The organism is Brevundimonas subvibrioides (genome assembly GCF_027271155.1).
In the GTDB taxonomy this organism is placed as follows: Bacteria; Pseudomonadota; Alphaproteobacteria; order Caulobacterales; family Caulobacteraceae; genus Brevundimonas; species Brevundimonas subvibrioides_D.
In genome coordinates this window covers 911,560-927,560 of sequence record NZ_CP114542.1, presented here as the reverse complement: position 1 = coordinate 927,560, position 16,001 = coordinate 911,560, and the positions used below count along the sequence as shown (strand labels likewise).

Below are 16,001 nucleotides of genomic sequence, written 5' to 3'. Positions count from 1 at the left end.
GTTCGCGGGTGTCGTAGCGGATGCAGGCGTGACCGATAAGCCCCCCATGTCCCCGGCCGCCCGGCCCTCTCCCGAATGGCTGGAGGCCGAATACAACAATCGTGCGGCGGTGCCGGACCACCCCGTGCTGATGAGCCGCTGGAAGGCGTCGGCGGCGGAGGTCCGTGCGGCCCACCCCCCGACCCCGATCGCCTATGGCTCTGGCGAGCGCCAGGTCATGGACCTGTTCGAGGCCGGGCCGGACGCCCCCATCGTCGTCTTCATCCATGGCGGCTACTGGCAGGCGCTGGACAAGGACTGGTTCAGCGGGATCGCCCCGGCCCTGCTGGCTCACGGAATCAGCCTGGCCATTCCGTCCTATGACCTGTGTCCGACCGTGCGGCTGGGCGCGATCGTGCGGCAGATGGAGACCGTGGCCGATCAGCTGCGCGCGCGGTCGGGACGTCGCCCGGTGGTGTTCGGACATTCGGCCGGAGGGCATCTGGCGGCCTGCCTGCTCAGCCAGGGACGCGCCTCGGCGGCGGTCGCGATCTCGGGCGTGTTCGACCTGGCCCCGCTGATCCCGACCTCGATCAATGCGGCGCTGAGGCTGGATGCGCGCGACGCGGCGGCGCTGTCGCCGATCCACTGGCCCGCGCCGGACGGATCGACGCCCGGCGGCACGGTGCTGGACTGCGTCGTCGGCGGGGACGAGACGTCCGAGTTCATCCGCCAGTCGCGCGACATGGCCGATCACTGGGGCGCCAAGGGCGTGGAGACCCGGTTCGAGGCCCTGCCCGGCCTGAACCACTTCACCGTGCTGGAGCCCCTGACCGACCCGGACAGTCCGCTGGTGAAGCGGATCGCCGATTTGGCGCGGTAGTCGTCTCCCTCCCCCTCGGGGGAGGGCAGGTCGCGAAGCGACCGGGTGGGGGCGGCAAGGCAACACGGCGACCATCCGTGTCCGTATCGCCTCCTCCGCCCCACCCGGTCTCCGCTTCGCTACGACCACCCTCCCCCGAGGGGGAGGGAGACGTTGGCGTCATCACCCTCGCAATCGCGACGCTGTGACGCCACTATAGCGGTTCGCAGCAGAGGCAGACGTCATGGCGGAACCGACGGGAATGGGGCTGGGCCATGCGGTGGCGCTGCTGGCCGTGACGGTGTTCGCCGTGCCGCTGTTCAAGCGGTTCGGCCTGGGGGCCGTGCTCGGCTATCTGGCGGCCGGACTGGTCATCGGCCCGTTCGGCATCGGCATGATCCAGGACACGGAATCGGTGCTGCACGTCGCCGAACTGGGCGTCGTGATGTTCCTGTTCATCATCGGGCTGGAGATGCGGCCCGCGCGGCTGTGGAGCCTGCGCAAGGAGATCTTCGGTCTGGGCGCGCTTCAGGTGGTGGTGTGCGCCAGCCTGCTGACCGGCGCGGCCATCGCCTTCGGCCTGCCCTGGTATGCCGGGCTGATCATCGGCTCGGGGTTCGCCCTGTCGTCCACGGCCATTGTCATGCAGCTGCTGGAAGAGCGGAACGAGAACAACGAGAACGACGGGCAGCGCGTGGTCTCCATCCTGTTGTTCGAGGACCTGGCCATCGTGCCGCTGCTGGCCATCGTGGCGATCCTGGCCGGCCAGTTCGGCACCACCATCGAGAATCCCCAGCCGATCTGGATGACCGTCGGGTTCGCCATCGCGGCGGTGGCGGCAGTCTATGTGATCGGGCGCTGGGCGCTGAACCCGGCGTTCCGGCTGCTGGCCCGTTACGGGGGGCGCGAGGTGATGACGGCCGGCGCGCTGCTGGTCGTTCTGGGCGCGGCCTGGGCCATGGATCTGGGCGGGCTGTCGATGGCCATGGGGGCGTTTCTGGCGGGCGTGCTGCTGTCGGAATCGACTTTCCGCAACCAGCTGGAGGCGGATGTCGAGCCCTTCCGCGGCATCCTGCTGGGCCTGTTCTTCCTCAGTGTGGGCATGTCGCTGGACCTCAGCGTGGTCGCGCGGGACTGGCCGCTGGTGCTGGGCGGGGTCGCGGCCTTCATGGGGGCCAAGATGATCGGCGTCTATTCGGTCGCCCGGTTCATGAAGGCCGGTCACCCGGAGGCGCTGAAGCGTGCGGCCCTGATGGGCGAGGGCGGCGAGTTCGCCTTCGTCCTGTATGCCGCAGCCCTTGCCGCCGGACTGTTCGATGCGCGCACCGGGGCCATCGCCTCGGCGGTGGTGATCCTGTCAATGGCGCTGACACCGGTGCGGATGCTGGTCGCCGACCGGCTGAAGTCCCGCGAAAAGGTATCTCTGGAAGGCGTCGAGGAGGCCCGGAACCTGCAGGAGCGGGTGCTGGTGATCGGCTTCGGCCGTTTCGCCCAGGTCGTCTGTCAGCCGCTGCTGGCGCGCGACGTGGACGTGTCGATCGTCGACATCGACGTGGACATGATCAAGGCCGCCGGCAATTTCGGCTTCAAGGTCTATTACGGCGACGGGTCGCGGCTGGACGTGCTGAGGTCATCGGGCGCGGCCGATGCCGAAAGCATCCTGGTCTGCGTCGACAAGGCCGAGACGGCGGACCGGATCGTCGAACTGGTCCAGTCCGAATTCCCCCTGACCAAGCTGTTCGTGCGCGCCTATGACCGGGGACACTCGATCCGGCTGATCAAGGCGGGCGTGGAGTATCATATCCGCGAGACCTTCGAGAGCGCCCTGGCCTTCAGCGAGCATGTGCTGATGGACCTGGGATTCTCCGACGAGGATGCGCGCGAAGCCGTCGAGGACGCTCGCCGCCGGGACTACGAGCGGCTGACGCTGCAGGTCGCGGGCGGGCTGCAGGCGGGTCGGGATCTGACACGCGGCAATGCGACGACGCCCGAACCGGCCCCCTATGTGAAGCCGCGTCGCGAGGGTCGCGCCCTGAACGAGGAGGCGGCCGGGATGATGACGGCCGAGGAGATGGAGCGACAGCAGGAGCAGGCCTGAGCGCCGGTCCCCTGACCTGTGGCGGTTTCGGCACAGCCTGATCCGGAAGCGCTGCCGGGCGACGGAACCGTGAAACCCCGGCGTCCCGGGCCCGTTTTCGGGTCAGGAGACTGACGATGCCCAAGACCACGAAAACCCCCGGGAAGCCCGACCTGCGCCTGGTGTCGGCCGAGGCGGAAATCTACGATCTGATGCGCGCGCCGATGACCACGGCGGAGCGCGTGAAGCGGCTTCAGGCCGAGGCGCGCGCCCTGGCCGTCGAACAGGTGGAGGCGCTGGAGCGGCTGCTGCTCGAGGCCGCGACCGTGGCGGAGGAGATCTCGAAGGGCGGCGACGCCTATCCGGTCGGCGCGCGCGAGATCGCGACCCGCCTGGCCGAGGACCTGCCGTCGAGGGCCGGAAGCATCAAGGCGATCGTGTCGCGGGCGATCTGACCGGATCGCAGGACAGGCGCTCGCGCCTTCGCTTCGCCGGTCTGCCTGGCCGGAGGCGGTCGTTCCGCCTCAGGCCGGCGGCCGATCGTCGAGCAGCGACAGAAGGCCCAGCACGCTCTTGACCGTGAACCAGACGCTCAGAAGGAACCACAGGGCCAGGAACAGCAGCAGGAACGGGATGCCGATCAGCACGATCGAGGCAACCGCGCTGAGGCCGATCAGGACCCAGGTGGCGATGGTCCACCAGAAGACCGACCAGAACAGCGCAATCTGGGCCTCGATATGCTGGCGCGCCAGACCGGTGGCCGTGCCGCGCGCCGCATAGGCGACGACCAGCCCGACCAGGACCAGCACGTTCGCACTGGGGATCGACAGGATATAAAGGCCCCAGGCGATCAGGGCGGCGGGCTTGCCCTCGGCCTCATGGCCGGGGGTGAGGCGAGGCTGGGGTGCGTCCGACATTCAGGGCTCCTATAGCCTGATCGGCTGAGGTGGAATCGCTTCGCGATTCCGCCGATGCCGTGAATCAGGCTCCGGATATGAGCGAGGGCATGATTCACGCTTTCGGCTGGACCCACTCCGTGGGTCCACCTCAAACGATCATGCCCTAGGCGAGGAACCAGCCGCGCGGATTGCGGACCGGCCGTCCGGCCTTCAGGGCCAGAACGCCGCTGGCCCCGCGAAGGATCAACCAGACCGCAACGATGAACAGGACGAAGACGCCCAGACCCACTGCGATGAGTATGGCCCCCAGAAGGGCTGCGACAGCGCCCGTCCACAGGGTGCGCTGCTGGAACACGAAATGGCTGTCGGCCACCGCGCCGCCCGGACCGGGCCGACCGGTGACGGCCAGCAGGGCGATCAGGGCCGAAACGCCCAGTGTCGGCACGGAAAAGAGGATCAGGGCATAGACGGTGTACAGACCCGTGCTGCCCGTAACGTCCTTCGGCGGGACGACGGTGCGGCGGTCCACGCGGGCCGACCCGAAGACGCGCGGCGATTCGACCGCCCAGCCGGGCACCGGAGCGGGCTGCGGTGCGGGCGTAAACGTCGGTGCCGGCTCACGTCGGGGCGGGGCCTCGAAGCGCGGAGCGGGCCGGGAATCCGGCACAGGCGGGACGCGTTCGACGGGCGGCGGTGCCGGTGCGATGGCGGTGACCGGATCGGCTTCCCGCCCCGAGGCCGCGTCCTCCTCCGGATCGACAGACGGGGCAGGCTCAGGCTCAGGCTCAGGCTCAGGCTCGGGCTCGGGCTCGGGCACGACGCGCGAACGACCCTGCAGGGCTGCAGCCGAGGAAAAGCCGATCAGATCGTCATGATCGACGGCCGGATCGGTCGGCATGGGCGCGTCTGGATCGCCGGGTTCGGCCATCGGAATCCTCGAAACTCAGGTGCGGCGACAATGGCGGTCCGCCCGCCCCTAGGCAAGGCATGGCGGTCGGGCGCTGACCTTGTCGGAAAACCGCAGGCGCTTTTCCGGGTCAGCCCTGAAGGTCGTTGATGCTCATGTCGGGGCGGTCCATCCAGCTGCCCGCCGCCCAGGCGCGTTCGGCCGCGCTCAGCTGCTCGCCCACAACGATGGTGTTGGTGGGCGTCTCCTCCAGCGCCAGCTCCACACAGCGATAGGGAGAGCCGTCGTCGGCCAGGATGGCGTCCAGCTTGCGGCGCAGGGCGATGGCGAAAGCCTCGGTCGTCGGGTCACCCTCGAACACCATCAGCTGACCCAGCCGGTGCGGCTCGTGCGTGCGGAACCAGTCCAGCAGCGGATCGGCCGACCCGATCTGGAAGGCGTGGTCCACCGCCCCGTCGATGAAGCCGTGCCAGCGCGTCTTCAGCGTCTCGAACGAGGCGACATAGTTGGAGCCGCCGAAGTCGATGGCGGCATCGGTCGCCAGGGTGACGGTGACGAATTCGTTGTGCCCGTGCGGCACGGCGCATCGCGACCCCGCATCCGCCAGCAGGCGATGGGCCATGGAAAACCGGCGGGTGAAGCGAACCTGGGGCATGGGAGGCCGCTATGTCGTGCCAAAGGGCCGGAAACGCAAGGTTAGCGGCTGTAGCTGAGCTCGCACCCGGCCCCGGCGGCGGCCTCGAGGGCACCCGGCTTGTCGACGCGGACGGTGACGGCCCGCACGCGCGCATCGGTCAGGCAATCCAGCGCCAGCCGCTCGGCGAAGGTCTCTACCAGCCCGACATGGCCCTCGGCGACGATGCGACGACAGGCATTGGCGACGGTCTCGTAGTTGACGGTGTCGGCCAGGCCGTGGATCTCGACTGGGCCCAGCTCCAGCCGCACATCGATCAGCAGGGTCTGCAGCCGGCCGTGTTCATGGTCGTAGACGCCGATTCCGGCCTCGACCTTCAGACCCTCGACGAAGATGGTCAGGCCCTGGCGGCGGGGCGCGGACGGGGACTCGGGGGACTGGGACACGGCTTCAGGACTCCGGCAGGATATCGGGCGTCTGCCACGCCAGGTGCTGGCCGCCGTCGACGGCGATCATCTGGCCCGTCACGGACCGGGCCTGAACCAGATAGAGGACGGCCTCGGCGATCTCGTCCGGAGCGGCCCCGTGGCCCAGAGGCACGGCGGCGGCTTCGGCCTGAAAGTCCGCGTCCGACTGGTGGATGGACTTCAGGGTGGGGCCCGGGCCGACGCCGTTCACGCGGATGCGCGGGGCCAGCGCCTGGGCCAGGGTGCGCGTCGCCCACCACAGCCCGTTTCGGGAGATTGCATAGGAGACGAAGCGCGGATCGGGCTTCAGCACCCGCTGGTCCAGCAGGTTGACGATGGCCGATCCGTCCGGGGCCTGGGCCGCGAAGGCCTCCGCCAGCACCACGGGGGCGCGCAGGTTGGTCTCGATATGCCGGTCCCAGATCTCGCGCGACAAGGCGCCGACCCGGTCGTCCTCGAACACGGAGGCATTGTTCACCAGCACCGACAACGGGCCCAGCGCAGCGGTGGCAGCGGGGACCAGGGCGCGAACCGCGGCTTCGTCCGTCAGGTCGGCGGAGATGACGGCGGCGCGACGGCCCAGCGCACGCACCTCCGAAGCGACCGCTTCGGCGGCGTCTGTCGATTCGCGGTGATGGATGGCCACGTCATGGCCACGACGTGCCAGGGCCAGGACGATGGCACGACCGATGCGGCGCGCGCCGCCGGTGACCAGCGCCGCGCCCGGTAGCGCCGCCCTGGGCGTGTCAGTCAACCCGGCCGAACTCGAAGATGTTCACAGCAGCGAGGACGACGACGAAACCGATGATGATGCCGAGGGCGATCATGGAACTCTCCTGTTCAGGCCGTGCGATACAGCGGGCGGACCGCCTGTTCAAGCCGAACGATCACGCGGCTTGCGGCGTTCCGTCGCCCTCGCCCGGATGCCGACCCGCGCGCTGGGGCAACAGCAGGATCAGCGCCAGGATCACCACCGCCAGCACGGCAGAGGCGATGGGGCGGCTAAAGGCCAGGCCCCCGTGGTCCAGCGGCTTGTCAAGGAAGTCGCCGACGACCGCACCCAGCGGCCGGGTCAGGATGAAGGCCGCCCAGAACAGCAGGACCCGGTTGACCCGCGTCCACAGCGCCAGCCCGGCCACGACGACCAGCAGGCCGCCGAACACCACCGCTGCGCCCAGATAGCCCAGCCCGCCGGTATCGGCCGTCCAGTCGCCCAGCGCCGTGCCGAGGGTCTGTGACAGGGTGATGGTGACCCAGTAGAAGACCTCGGCCCGGGGGGTGCTGACGGTATCGGATGCGATCGACCCCAGCGTCAGCCGCCAGGCCAGCAGCGAGGCCAGCACCGCCGCCAGCAGCACTGCCGAGCCGCCGGTATAGCCGATGCCCATCGACCGGGTGGCGAAGTCCGCCAGGGTGGTGCCTGCTGTGGTCGAGGCGATGATCGTCGCCCAGTACAGGAATGCGTGAAACCGCCTCGCCATGATCTGGGCCGCAACCAGCCCCACAAGGAGGGTCGCGAAGATCGCCGTACCGGTCAGATAGCCCAGCCCCATGGTCATGCTGACCGTGTCGCCGCCCGTCTCGCCCAGCGTCGTGGCCAGAATCTTGATGAGCCAGAAGCCGGCAGTGATCGCAGGCACCTTGGACAGGATTTCGCGGGTGTCATGGGTCAAGGGCAGTACTCCAGCCTCGGCGGCAAGGCTTGGTCCCCGAACGCGGCTTTGTCACGACGGAATTTTCGGCCGCGCCATGCGGATGCCTTTGGCCCTCGTGGCAGAGTCTGACAGGGTAAGGCCCATGCCCTGGCGCACCCGAATCGAGCCGTTCACCCGCCCGCTGTTCTTCGCCGTCTCGCGCGCGACGCGGGGCATGACTCTCGGCGTCAGGGCCGTGGCCGTCGATGACCGGGGCCGGGTCATGCTGGTCAGGCACACCTACCTGCATGGCTGGTGGTTGCCCGGTGGCGGGGTCGACCGGGGCGAGACCTGTCTGGACGCCGCCGCGCGCGAGCTGTTCGAGGAGACCGGCCTGAGGGCCACGGCACCGGGGCGGCTGCTGTCGCTGCACTCCAACGAACGGTTCTTTCGCGGCGACCATGTCGCGGTTTATCGGTTCGATGAATTCACGCCGGGCGAACGGACCCATCACGGAGAGATCGCCGAGACCGGCTGGTTCGATCCGATGGACCTGCCGCCCGACGCGCACAGATCCACGGTCGCGCGCCTGGCCGAAATCTTCGGGGACGCGCCGGTCGATCCGAACTGGTAGAGGCCCGGCCATGAACTTCGCCCCCTATCTGGCCATGCTGGCCGTCGTTCTGGCCGGCGGTGCGACGGCACTGCAGGCCCCGACCAATGCGCGGCTGGCCAGCGCCGTGGCCAGCCCGGTCAATGCGGCCTTCATCTCGTTCGCGGTCGGGACGGCCGCGCTGGGGATCATCGCGGCCATCCTGCACACGCGGCCGGACATGGTCGCGACAAAGGCCCTGCCCACCTATGCCTGGTTCGGCGGATTGTATGGCGCGATCTTCGTCGTGGCGGCGGCCTGGGCCGTGCCCCGGCTGGGGGTTGCCATGACCATCACCCTGATGGTGGCGGGCCAGTTGCTGCTGAGTCTTGTGCTGGACCATTTCGGCGCCCTGGGCGTACCGCAGAGCCCGATCAGCCTGACCCGGGTGGCCGGGGTCGCCCTGGTCATCGCCGGCGTCCTGCTGGTCCGCCGTGGCTGAGGCTGTAACCGTTTCGCGGGTGGAGGCGAACCGGGGCTGACCTGTCCGGAGCCGCCCAGATGACCAAGCCCATTTCCATCGACGCCCGCGCCGGCCTCCGTCTTGGGGTCGTGCTGATCTTCCTGGTCTTCGGCTACATGAAGTTCCTGCCCTATGAGGCCGAGGGCGTGCAGGGCATTGCGGAACACTACTGGCTGTTCGGCTGGATGTATCCTCTGCTGGGCGTCCAGAGCGCGTCGAACGTGATCGGGGTGCTGGAGGTCTCGGCCGGGCTGCTGATCGCGCTCGGCGGCCGGTTTCCACTGGCCGGACTGGTCGGCGGGCTAATGGGTACCTCGACCTTTCTGGTGACGCTGAGCTTCTTCTTCACCGCCCCGGGCATCGTCGAGCCGGGCTATATCTTTCCGGCGCTTGGTGGGACGGGTCAGTTCCTGGCCAAGGACATTGGCCTGCTGGCCATCTGCGTGTTTCTGGCGCTCGATGCGCGACAAAGACTGACACAGGCGACGACCTGACGAATGTGCGCGGGGATGCTATCGCCCGTCCCATGTCCACGCCCCTTCCCGATGCCGGTCGAAACTGGGTCGATGACCGCGCGCCCGAGGGGCTGAAGCCCTGGCTGAAGCTGGGCCGGTTCGACAGGCCGATCGGCATCTGGCTGCTGCTGCTTCCGGGCTGGCAGGGGATCGCCCTGGCCATCTCCCAGTACCGGCGCGCACCGGACCTCGGTGATGTCTGGCTGTTCGTCGGGTTCGGCCTCGGGGCCTGTCTGATGCGGGCGGCGGGCTGCGCGTTCAACGACATCGTCGACCGGGACATCGATGCGCAGGTCGCCCGCACGGCGGCGCGGCCGATCCCGTCGGGCCGGATCAGCGTGAAACAGGCCTGGGGCTTTCTGGTCGGCTGCAGTCTGGTCAGTCTGTTGATCCTGCTGACGCTGAACCTGACGGCGGTGATGCTGGGGGTCGGGTCGCTGGCGCTGGTCGCGGCCTACCCGTTCATGAAGCGGATTACCTGGTGGCCGCAGGCGTGGCTGGGGCTGACCTTCAACTGGGGTGCCTTGATGGGGTTTGCGGCAGCGGCCGGTATCCTGCCGTTCTTCGCCTGGGCTTATGCGAAGCTGATGATGGCGACGGGCCAGTGGCCGATCTACGACACCGTGCCCGGCGTGAACGGTTCGCTGACGGTCGCAGCCGCCCTCCTCTACCTCGGCGGCGTGTTCTGGACGCTCGGCTACGACACCATCTATGCCCTGCAGGACATCGAGGACGACGCCATGGTGGGCGTGAAGTCCACCGCACGGCGGCTGGGCAAGGATGTGCGGCGCGGCGTGGCGATCTTCTACGGGCTGGCGACCCTGTGCGCGGCAGCGGCGGGCCTCGCGGCAGGGCTGGGCGTGGCCTTCTTCGTCGTGCTGGTCGCCTACGCCGCCCACCTCGCCTGGCAGGTCCGAACCCTGGTGCCCGAGGACGGGGCGCTGGCCCTGCGGCTGTTCAGGTCGAACCGCGAGGCCGGGCTGATCCTGCTGGCGGCGATCGCTCTGGGTGGGCTAACAGTTTCGCTCTGACCCGGAGATCGTCATGACCGTCCCCATTCGTAGCCTCGTCATCAGCCTGGCCCTGGCCGGGACGCTGGCCGGGTGCAACCGCGACAAGCCTGCCGAGACTGCCACCACCGCGCCCGCCGTCGGGGCCGTCGTGACCCCGGCCGAGGCCGCAGCCCCGATGGCCTATGGGTCAAAGACGCCCTATGCCGAGGTCAAACTGACCCTGCCGGTCGCCATCAAGAGCCAGCCCGACCTGCACGCCGCCCTCTATGCCCGCACGGTCGCGGACCTGCGCGACTTCACCGAAGGGGCCCAGGCCGATCGCACCGAAGCCGGTGGCGACGAGGGCATGGGGCCTTATGACAAGTCGATCGCGATCACCCCGGGGGCCGAGACCGGCAAGCTGTTCAGCCTGATCCGCACCGACAGCGAGTTCACCGGCGGGGCGCATCCGAACGCGTCCTTCCTGTCGATTCTGTGGGACAAGGCCCTGAAGCGCGAGATCACGGCGGCCGACCTGTTCACCAAGGGGGCCGATCTGTCGGCGCTCGACACCGCCCTGTGCGCCGCCATCAATGCCGAAAAGAAGAAGCGCGATCCGGCGGCCCAAACCGTATCCCTGACCGGGGGCGACTGGACCTGTCCCCGGGCGGCAACCACGCCCTTCGTGCTGGCGCAGGGCGTCTCGCCGGGCAAGGCGGGCGGACTGGTCTTCCTGATCGCCCCCTATCTGGTCGGCCCCTATGCCGAGGGCAGCTATCAGGTGACCGTGCCGCAGAGCGCCTTCCGCAGCCTGATCGCCCCGGCCTATGCGGACGAGTTCGGCGGCGAGCCGAAGCCCGCCGCCGACTGATCTACTTCAGAAACTGATCCACGATCTCATCGAACCGCGCCGGCTGGTCGGCCATGATGAAATGGCGGCTGCCGTCGACGGCGATCAGGGTGACGCCGGGCAGGCTCGCATACTCCTGCGTCCACAGGCCCTGCGCCATCGCGGGCGGCGGGCCGCCATCCGCATCGGTGGCGTAGATCGCCGTCACGGGGGTGGTCATGGCGGCCAGACCGGGCCGGGCGTCGGTGGTCATGACGTCGGTCAGGGCCGCGGCGACCGCGTGGCGATCGCTGGCCATCGACCATTCGACCATGGTCTGGCGCATGGCCGGATCGCGGGCCAGGCCCATGGCGGTCTGGGCCTGTTGCGCGCGGAAGGTGGCATCGTCGGCAGCGAGCATACCCGCCGCGAACTGGGCCGCGAAAGGCCGGGCGGACTCGGGCGTTGCGGTGGGACCGAAGAGGGCGCTGTAGAACGGCAGGGCATCGACGATCATCAGCCGGCCGACCCGGTCCGGATGCTGCTGGGCCAGCAGCAGGCCCGACAGCCCGCCCATGGAGTGGCCGATGACGGCCGGGTGTTCGAGGCCCGCCTCGGCGATGTAGCGGGCCAGCTCGTCGACTTCCGGCTGGACGAACGGGCCGTCGCCGTGGCTCCAGGGCTCCCCGGCGAACCCGGCCAGCTGGACCAGATGCACCCGGTGCGTCGCGGCCAGGCGGGTGGCGAGGGGCCGCCAGACCTCGCGCGAGGAGGCGAGGCCCGGGATCAGGACGACGTCGGGGCCTGAGCCGATCACCTCGACCGACAGGCGGTCGGAGGTGAAGGGCGCCGTCTGAACGGCACGGGCCGGCTCTGCCCGGGCATCGCTCTGGCCGAGGGTGCAGGCCACGACGATGGCGACGATGATCGGGAACCAGGCAAGGGGGCGCCGGCACCGCGGAAAGGCGGTCTGGAAACGCATGGCAATGTCCTTCTGGGGTTGAGCCTGACGGGTGTCAGGCGTGGGGGTTTTCAAAGATGGCCTCGACCGGCTGGCCGAAGACGGTGGCAATCCGGTAGGCGAGGTCGAGGGACGGGTCGTGTTTCTCGGTCTCGAGGGCGTTGACCGCCTGTCGCGAGACACCCAGCGCCTGACCCAGCTGTTCCTGGGTCCAGCCGCGCGCGGTGCGCAGGTCACGCAGGGAATTCCGCATCAGCGGCTGTCCCGCACGAACGGAGAGACCAGGCCGAACAGGCCCCAGAACAGGATATAGACGATCCAGCCCGGCGCATGGGGCGCACCGCCATAGCTCTCCATAAAGCCCCAACCGGAAAACAGCGCCATGGCCAGGCCCGACGCCAGGATGAACCGCTTGGCGGTGAGCACGCGCACGAACTCGTCCGTCTCGTTGATCAGCGTCAGGGTGGCCCAGACCTGACCGGCGATGGGTGCCGCCACGGCCAGACCCAGAAGCAGGCCGGCAGGCTTGCCGATGATCGCGTCGAACGCGCCAAGAATGGCCGCGACGTTCACGGCGACATAGCCGGCCATGAAGGCGTTGGTACGGATGAAATACTTCTTGTGGGCCGCGTCCCACACCTTGGGCAGTTGCATGATGGCTCTCCGATGTAAGGCCTACCTTACATCGTTCCCATGTCATGTCAACCTGACTTTTGTCAGGTCAGGCTGACGTCAGAACGGGCCTTGGCGGACAACAGTCTGGAACACGGCTTCCAGCCGCTGGGTCCGGACGCGATAGGACTGTGCGATGCAGCTGACGTTGCCGCCGCACTGGCCCCGCTCCCGCAGCCAGGCGGTCTGACTGTCGCGCAGGTCGCTGCGCATCCCCATGCCGACCAGCTGGAGGACCAGGGTATAGGTGGTCGCCATCTTCACGTCCGCGTCTTCCAGCGATCGGTTGCCGCAAATCGCAACCTCGTCCGCCCTGCGCGCGCGGGTGCAGTCGAAACTGGCCGCCTGCGCGCCCGGCCCGACCGGAACGAGCGTCGCCGTCCCCACGACGCCGGAAAACAGGAGGATCGCTGCAAGGGCTGTCCGCATGGCCGTGTTCCTTATCTGTCGCGCTGTCTGGCAAACCCTGCGACGCCTTGACGATCACGCCACGGAGCCTGATCCGGGTCAATGGCCGCGCCCCCCGACTAGGCCGACGGTTTCTGACGGACCGACCGACCCGGCGGACATGCCGCATTCCGGATCGAGCATACACAGGCCATCTGTGCGGGTATGCGATCGCCCGTTTCATCCCCACGCGGCATGGCCGTCCCCAGCGGACGGCTGTCGCGGCTTGCCCGCTTCGGCGGGCTGGCCTCGGGTGTGGCGGGCGGCATGCTGGCCGAAGGCGCGCGTCAGTTCAGCCAGGGCAGGCGACCGACCGTCGGCGACCTGCTGCTGACCCCCGCCAATGCGGTGCGGGTCACCGAACAGCTGGCCCAGCTGCGCGGCGCGGCGATGAAGGTGGGCCAGCTGATCTCCATGGACGCGGGCGAGATGCTGCCGCCCGAACTGTCGGACATCCTGTCGCGCCTGCGGGCCGACGCGCGGCCGATGCCGCAGGTGCAGCTGAGGGCGGCCCTGAACCGGCGCTGGGGCCGGGGCTGGGAGGCGCGGTTTCAGCGGTTCGACTTCGATCCCATCGCCGCGGCCTCCATCGGACAGGTGCACCGCGCCCTGACGCAGGAGGGCGAGGACCTGGCCATCAAGGTCCAGTACCCGGGCGTCCGGAACAGCATCGACAGCGATGTGGACAACGTCGCCACCCTGCTGCGGGTCTCCGGCCTGTTGCCCCGGGAGCTGGACGTCACCCCTCTGCTGGGCGAGGCCAAGCGCCAGTTGCACGAGGAGGCCGACTACGAGCGCGAGGGCCAGCATCTGGCGCGGTTCGGGGCGTTGCTGGCCGACCATCCGGACGTCGTCGTGCCCGCCCTGCACGCCGGGCTGACCCGGCCGGACGTCCTGGCCATGACCTATCTGGCCGGCGATCCGGTCGAGGACCTGATCGCCGCGCCGCAGGCGCAACGCGACCAGGCCGCGACCGTCCTGATGCAGCTGCTTCTGCGGGAGCTGTTCGAGTTCGGCCTGATGCAGACCGATCCCAACTTCGCCAACTATCGCCACGATGCCACGACCGGTCGCATCGTCCTGCTGGACTTCGGCGCGACGCGCGAGATCCGGCCCGAGGTGGCGGAGGGCTACCGCATCTTTCTGAAGGCCGCGCTGGACGACGACCGCGACGGGGCCATCGCGGCAGCGCGGCGGATCGGCTTCTTCGACGACCGGGCGCTAAGCAAGGACCGCGCGGGGCTGGAGGCCATGTTCGACCTGGCCATGGCCCCGTTCCAGGCCACCACGCCGTTCAATTTCGGCGACACGGCCGTGGTCGGTCAGCTGCGGACGCGCGGCATGACATTCGCCGAGGACCGTGCGGTCTGGCACATCCCTCCGATCGACACCCTGTTCATCCAGAGGAAGCTGGGCGGCATCTATCTGCTGGCCGCCCGGCTGAAGGCGCGGGTCGATGTCCGGGCGATCCTGAAACCCTGGCTCTAGCCGGTCAGGGCGGGAAGGCGCACATGCCGCGCATGGCCATCGCCGATCCATCCACCTTCATCCTGACCCACACCCGATTGCAGGCCGTGCCGCATACGCCGGAGATCCAGCTGTGGCTGGCCGACGAGATCACGCCGATCTGGCGCATGACGGAGGAAGAGCTGGGCGAACTGGGCCTGCCGCCGCCGTTCTGGGCCTTCGCCTGGTCGGGCGGACAGGGGCTGGCCCGCTGGGTGCTGGATACGCCCGCCGAGGTCGCGGGGCGGTCGGTGCTGGATTTCGCCACCGGATCGGGACTGGTCGGGATCGCGGCGATGAAGGCGGGGGCGGCCCGTGTCCTGTGCGCGGACATCGATCCGTTCTGCGGCGCGGCGGTCGCGCTGAACGCCCGGGCCAATGGCGTGGAGGTGGCCTTTACCGACACGGACCTTCTGGACGCCGATCCGCCGCCGGTCGACGTCATTTGCGCGGGCGACGTCTGCTATGAGAAGCCGATGACCGATCGGGTGCTTCACTGGCTGGGGCGGGCGCGGCGACAGGGCACGCGCGTCCTGATCGGCGATCCCCACCGGACCTATTTTCCGAAGACCGGGCTCGACCTGCTGGCCGAGTACCAGGTCCCGACCACGCGCGAGCTGGAGGATTTCGCTATCAAGCGCTCCAGCGTCTGGGCCATGCCCTGAGCGGAAGGGGAGCGGCCTTCTGACCGCCCCCCTCTGCTTCAGGCTGCGACCCGGATGGACGACCTCTCGCCTGTTCCGTTGGCTGTATAGGCCGCCATTTGCCGGGCGAAGGAGGCCTCGACCGCCGTCGTCAGCTCTTCGACGCCCAGACCGCCGTCGCCGTTTGTATCCAGCCCGGCAAAGACGTCCGAAAGGCCCTTGCTGTCGTCCTGGCCCAGCGACGCGGTGATCTCGCTGAGGCTCAACGATCCGCCGCCGTCCGTGTCGCTCGAGGCCAGGATGCTGGACGCGAGGTCCGACGCCGAAAGCGGAGGCGGAGGTGGCGGCCCACGGTGGCCATGAGCCGCCTGGAGTCCCGCTTCCAGTTCGTCGGCAGTGATCTGGCCGTCGTCGTCGCCGTCCACCCGGGCGAAGGCGTCGGTCAGCGAGGCCGGGTCAGCGCGGAGAGACGCCGCCAGTTCGTCAAGACTGACCGTGCCGTCACCATTGGTGTCCGCCGCGTCGATGACATCCGAGGCCCGGCGGTGGCCATGTTCCTGGGCCCCCAGCAGGGACGACATTGTGTCAGGTTTGACACCTCCGCCGTTCATTCCTGGTGGTGGCGGCCCCGGTGGTCGACCTTTCGTGCCTCCCGGGGGCTCATGGGTCGGCGGTTTTTGCCCGGTGGGTTGACTGGACGCGGGCTGAAAAAGGTCGCGCAGGACATTCAGCGCAAGGCTGGATGTCGCCGCAGAGGATGAGGATGAAGATATCTGCATCTCGGCTCCCTGGAAGGAAATCGGCGTCCCGCAGCGTCCTTCAGCCACGTCCCGACGACGATGTCCGTGCAAGTTCGCGTCC

Annotated in this window: 22 protein-coding genes; 10 read left to right on the top strand and 12 right to left on the bottom strand. The window is 68.8% G+C overall.

The features are described 5' to 3' along the window. Positions 1-28: 28 nt before the first annotated feature. From O3139_RS04610 to O3139_RS04600, 3 genes are all read left to right on the top strand, one after another. Positions 29-862 (top strand): alpha/beta hydrolase, encoded by an 834-nt coding sequence (locus tag O3139_RS04610; RefSeq protein WP_269515795.1) that lies wholly within the window; start codon positions 29-31, stop codon positions 860-862. A gap of 223 nt (positions 863-1,085) precedes the next feature. Further along, the gene (locus O3139_RS04605; protein ID WP_269515794.1) at positions 1,086-2,939 is read left to right on the top strand and encodes a monovalent cation:proton antiporter-2 (CPA2) family protein; all 1,854 of its coding nucleotides are present in this window, start codon (positions 1,086-1,088) and stop codon (positions 2,937-2,939) included. 116 nt (positions 2,940-3,055) lie between these two features. Further along, a complete protein-coding gene (locus O3139_RS04600; protein ID WP_269515793.1) occupies positions 3,056-3,373 on the top strand; it encodes a hypothetical protein in 318 nt (105 codons plus the stop codon). A 69-nt stretch (positions 3,374-3,442) separates the two neighbouring features. Here the strand turns inward: O3139_RS04600 and O3139_RS04595 are convergent, their stop codons facing one another. The 7 genes from O3139_RS04595 to O3139_RS04565 all read right to left on the bottom strand — a co-directional run bounded on the left by O3139_RS04595 (position 3,443) and on the right by O3139_RS04565 (position 7,498). Next, positions 3,443-3,835: a hypothetical protein gene (locus tag O3139_RS04595; RefSeq protein WP_269515792.1), complete on the bottom strand. Its 393-nt coding sequence runs from the start codon at positions 3,833-3,835 to the stop codon at positions 3,443-3,445. Positions 3,836-3,980: 145 nt separating this feature from the next. Next, on the bottom strand, positions 3,981-4,745 hold the full coding sequence (locus O3139_RS04590) for a DUF4870 family protein (protein ID WP_269515791.1): 765 nt from the start codon (positions 4,743-4,745) through the stop codon (positions 3,981-3,983). Between the two features lie 109 nt (positions 4,746-4,854). After that, positions 4,855-5,379 carry a 6-pyruvoyl trahydropterin synthase family protein gene (locus O3139_RS04585; RefSeq protein ID WP_269515790.1) on the bottom strand — a complete coding sequence of 175 codons (525 nt, stop codon included), beginning with the start codon at positions 5,377-5,379 and terminating at the stop codon, positions 4,855-4,857. A gap of 41 nt (positions 5,380-5,420) precedes the next feature. Next, positions 5,421-5,804, bottom strand: a complete 384-nt coding sequence (gene folB / locus O3139_RS04580; protein WP_269515789.1) for a dihydroneopterin aldolase — start codon at positions 5,802-5,804, stop codon at positions 5,421-5,423. Between the two features lie 4 nt (positions 5,805-5,808). After that, positions 5,809-6,579, bottom strand: a complete 771-nt coding sequence (locus O3139_RS04575; protein ID WP_269515788.1) for an SDR family oxidoreductase — start codon at positions 6,577-6,579, stop codon at positions 5,809-5,811. Next, positions 6,572-6,703: a hypothetical protein gene (locus O3139_RS04570; protein ID WP_269515787.1), complete on the bottom strand. Its 132-nt coding sequence runs from the start codon at positions 6,701-6,703 to the stop codon at positions 6,572-6,574. The genes O3139_RS04575 and O3139_RS04570 overlap by 8 nt, the downstream gene beginning before the upstream one ends. A 9-nt stretch (positions 6,704-6,712) precedes the next feature. Then, a complete protein-coding gene (locus O3139_RS04565) occupies positions 6,713-7,498 on the bottom strand; it encodes a hypothetical protein (RefSeq protein ID WP_269515786.1) in 786 nt (261 codons plus the stop codon). A 124-nt stretch (positions 7,499-7,622) separates the two neighbouring features. Between O3139_RS04565 and O3139_RS04560 the strand changes: the two genes are divergently transcribed. From O3139_RS04560 to O3139_RS04540, 5 genes are read left to right on the top strand one after another with little or no spacing between them, the layout of a single operon-like run. Beyond that, on the top strand, positions 7,623-8,093 hold the full coding sequence (locus O3139_RS04560; protein ID WP_269515784.1) for an NUDIX domain-containing protein: 471 nt from the start codon (positions 7,623-7,625) through the stop codon (positions 8,091-8,093). Positions 8,094-8,103: 10 nt separating this feature from the next. Next, positions 8,104-8,553, top strand: a complete 450-nt coding sequence (locus O3139_RS04555; protein WP_269515783.1) for a DMT family transporter — start codon at positions 8,104-8,106, stop codon at positions 8,551-8,553. Between the two features lie 59 nt (positions 8,554-8,612). Beyond that, positions 8,613-9,068, top strand: coding sequence for a YkgB family protein (locus O3139_RS04550; protein ID WP_269515782.1), 456 nt, complete (start codon positions 8,613-8,615; stop codon positions 9,066-9,068). A 32-nt stretch (positions 9,069-9,100) separates the two neighbouring features. Beyond that, positions 9,101-10,120, top strand: coding sequence for a UbiA family prenyltransferase (locus O3139_RS04545; RefSeq protein ID WP_269515780.1), 1,020 nt, complete (start codon positions 9,101-9,103; stop codon positions 10,118-10,120). 13 nt (positions 10,121-10,133) lie between these two features. Continuing rightward, entirely contained in the window at positions 10,134-10,952 is an 819-nt protein-coding gene (locus O3139_RS04540; protein ID WP_269515779.1) for a DUF3298 and DUF4163 domain-containing protein, read from the top strand. Between the two features lies 1 nt (position 10,953). On the opposite strand, the gene O3139_RS04535 is transcribed toward O3139_RS04540, so the two are convergent. The 4 genes from O3139_RS04535 to O3139_RS04520 form a co-directional block, all read right to left on the bottom strand. Next, positions 10,954-11,892, bottom strand: a complete 939-nt coding sequence (locus O3139_RS04535; RefSeq protein ID WP_269515778.1) for an alpha/beta fold hydrolase — start codon at positions 11,890-11,892, stop codon at positions 10,954-10,956. A 34-nt stretch (positions 11,893-11,926) separates the two neighbouring features. Then, a complete protein-coding gene (locus tag O3139_RS04530; RefSeq protein WP_209321505.1) occupies positions 11,927-12,124 on the bottom strand; it encodes a helix-turn-helix transcriptional regulator in 198 nt (65 codons plus the stop codon). After that, entirely contained in the window at positions 12,124-12,525 is a 402-nt protein-coding gene (locus tag O3139_RS04525; RefSeq protein WP_269515776.1) for a hypothetical protein, read from the bottom strand. The genes O3139_RS04530 and O3139_RS04525 overlap by 1 nt, the downstream gene beginning before the upstream one ends. A 78-nt stretch (positions 12,526-12,603) precedes the next feature. Next, entirely contained in the window at positions 12,604-12,972 is a 369-nt protein-coding gene (locus O3139_RS04520; RefSeq protein ID WP_269515775.1) for a lysozyme inhibitor LprI family protein, read from the bottom strand. 213 nt (positions 12,973-13,185) lie between these two features. Between O3139_RS04520 and O3139_RS04515 the strand changes: the two genes are divergently transcribed. Next, on the top strand, positions 13,186-14,478 hold the full coding sequence (locus O3139_RS04515; protein ID WP_269515773.1) for an ABC1 kinase family protein: 1,293 nt from the start codon (positions 13,186-13,188) through the stop codon (positions 14,476-14,478). Positions 14,479-14,510: 32 nt separating this feature from the next. After that, on the top strand, positions 14,511-15,161 hold the full coding sequence (locus O3139_RS04510) for a class I SAM-dependent methyltransferase (RefSeq protein WP_269516408.1): 651 nt from the start codon (positions 14,511-14,513) through the stop codon (positions 15,159-15,161). A 38-nt stretch (positions 15,162-15,199) separates the two neighbouring features. Here O3139_RS04510 and O3139_RS04505 read toward each other — a convergent pair whose 3' ends face one another. After that, a complete protein-coding gene (locus tag O3139_RS04505; RefSeq protein ID WP_269515772.1) occupies positions 15,200-15,721 on the bottom strand; it encodes an EF-hand domain-containing protein in 522 nt (173 codons plus the stop codon). Between the last annotated feature and the right edge of the window lie 280 nt (positions 15,722-16,001).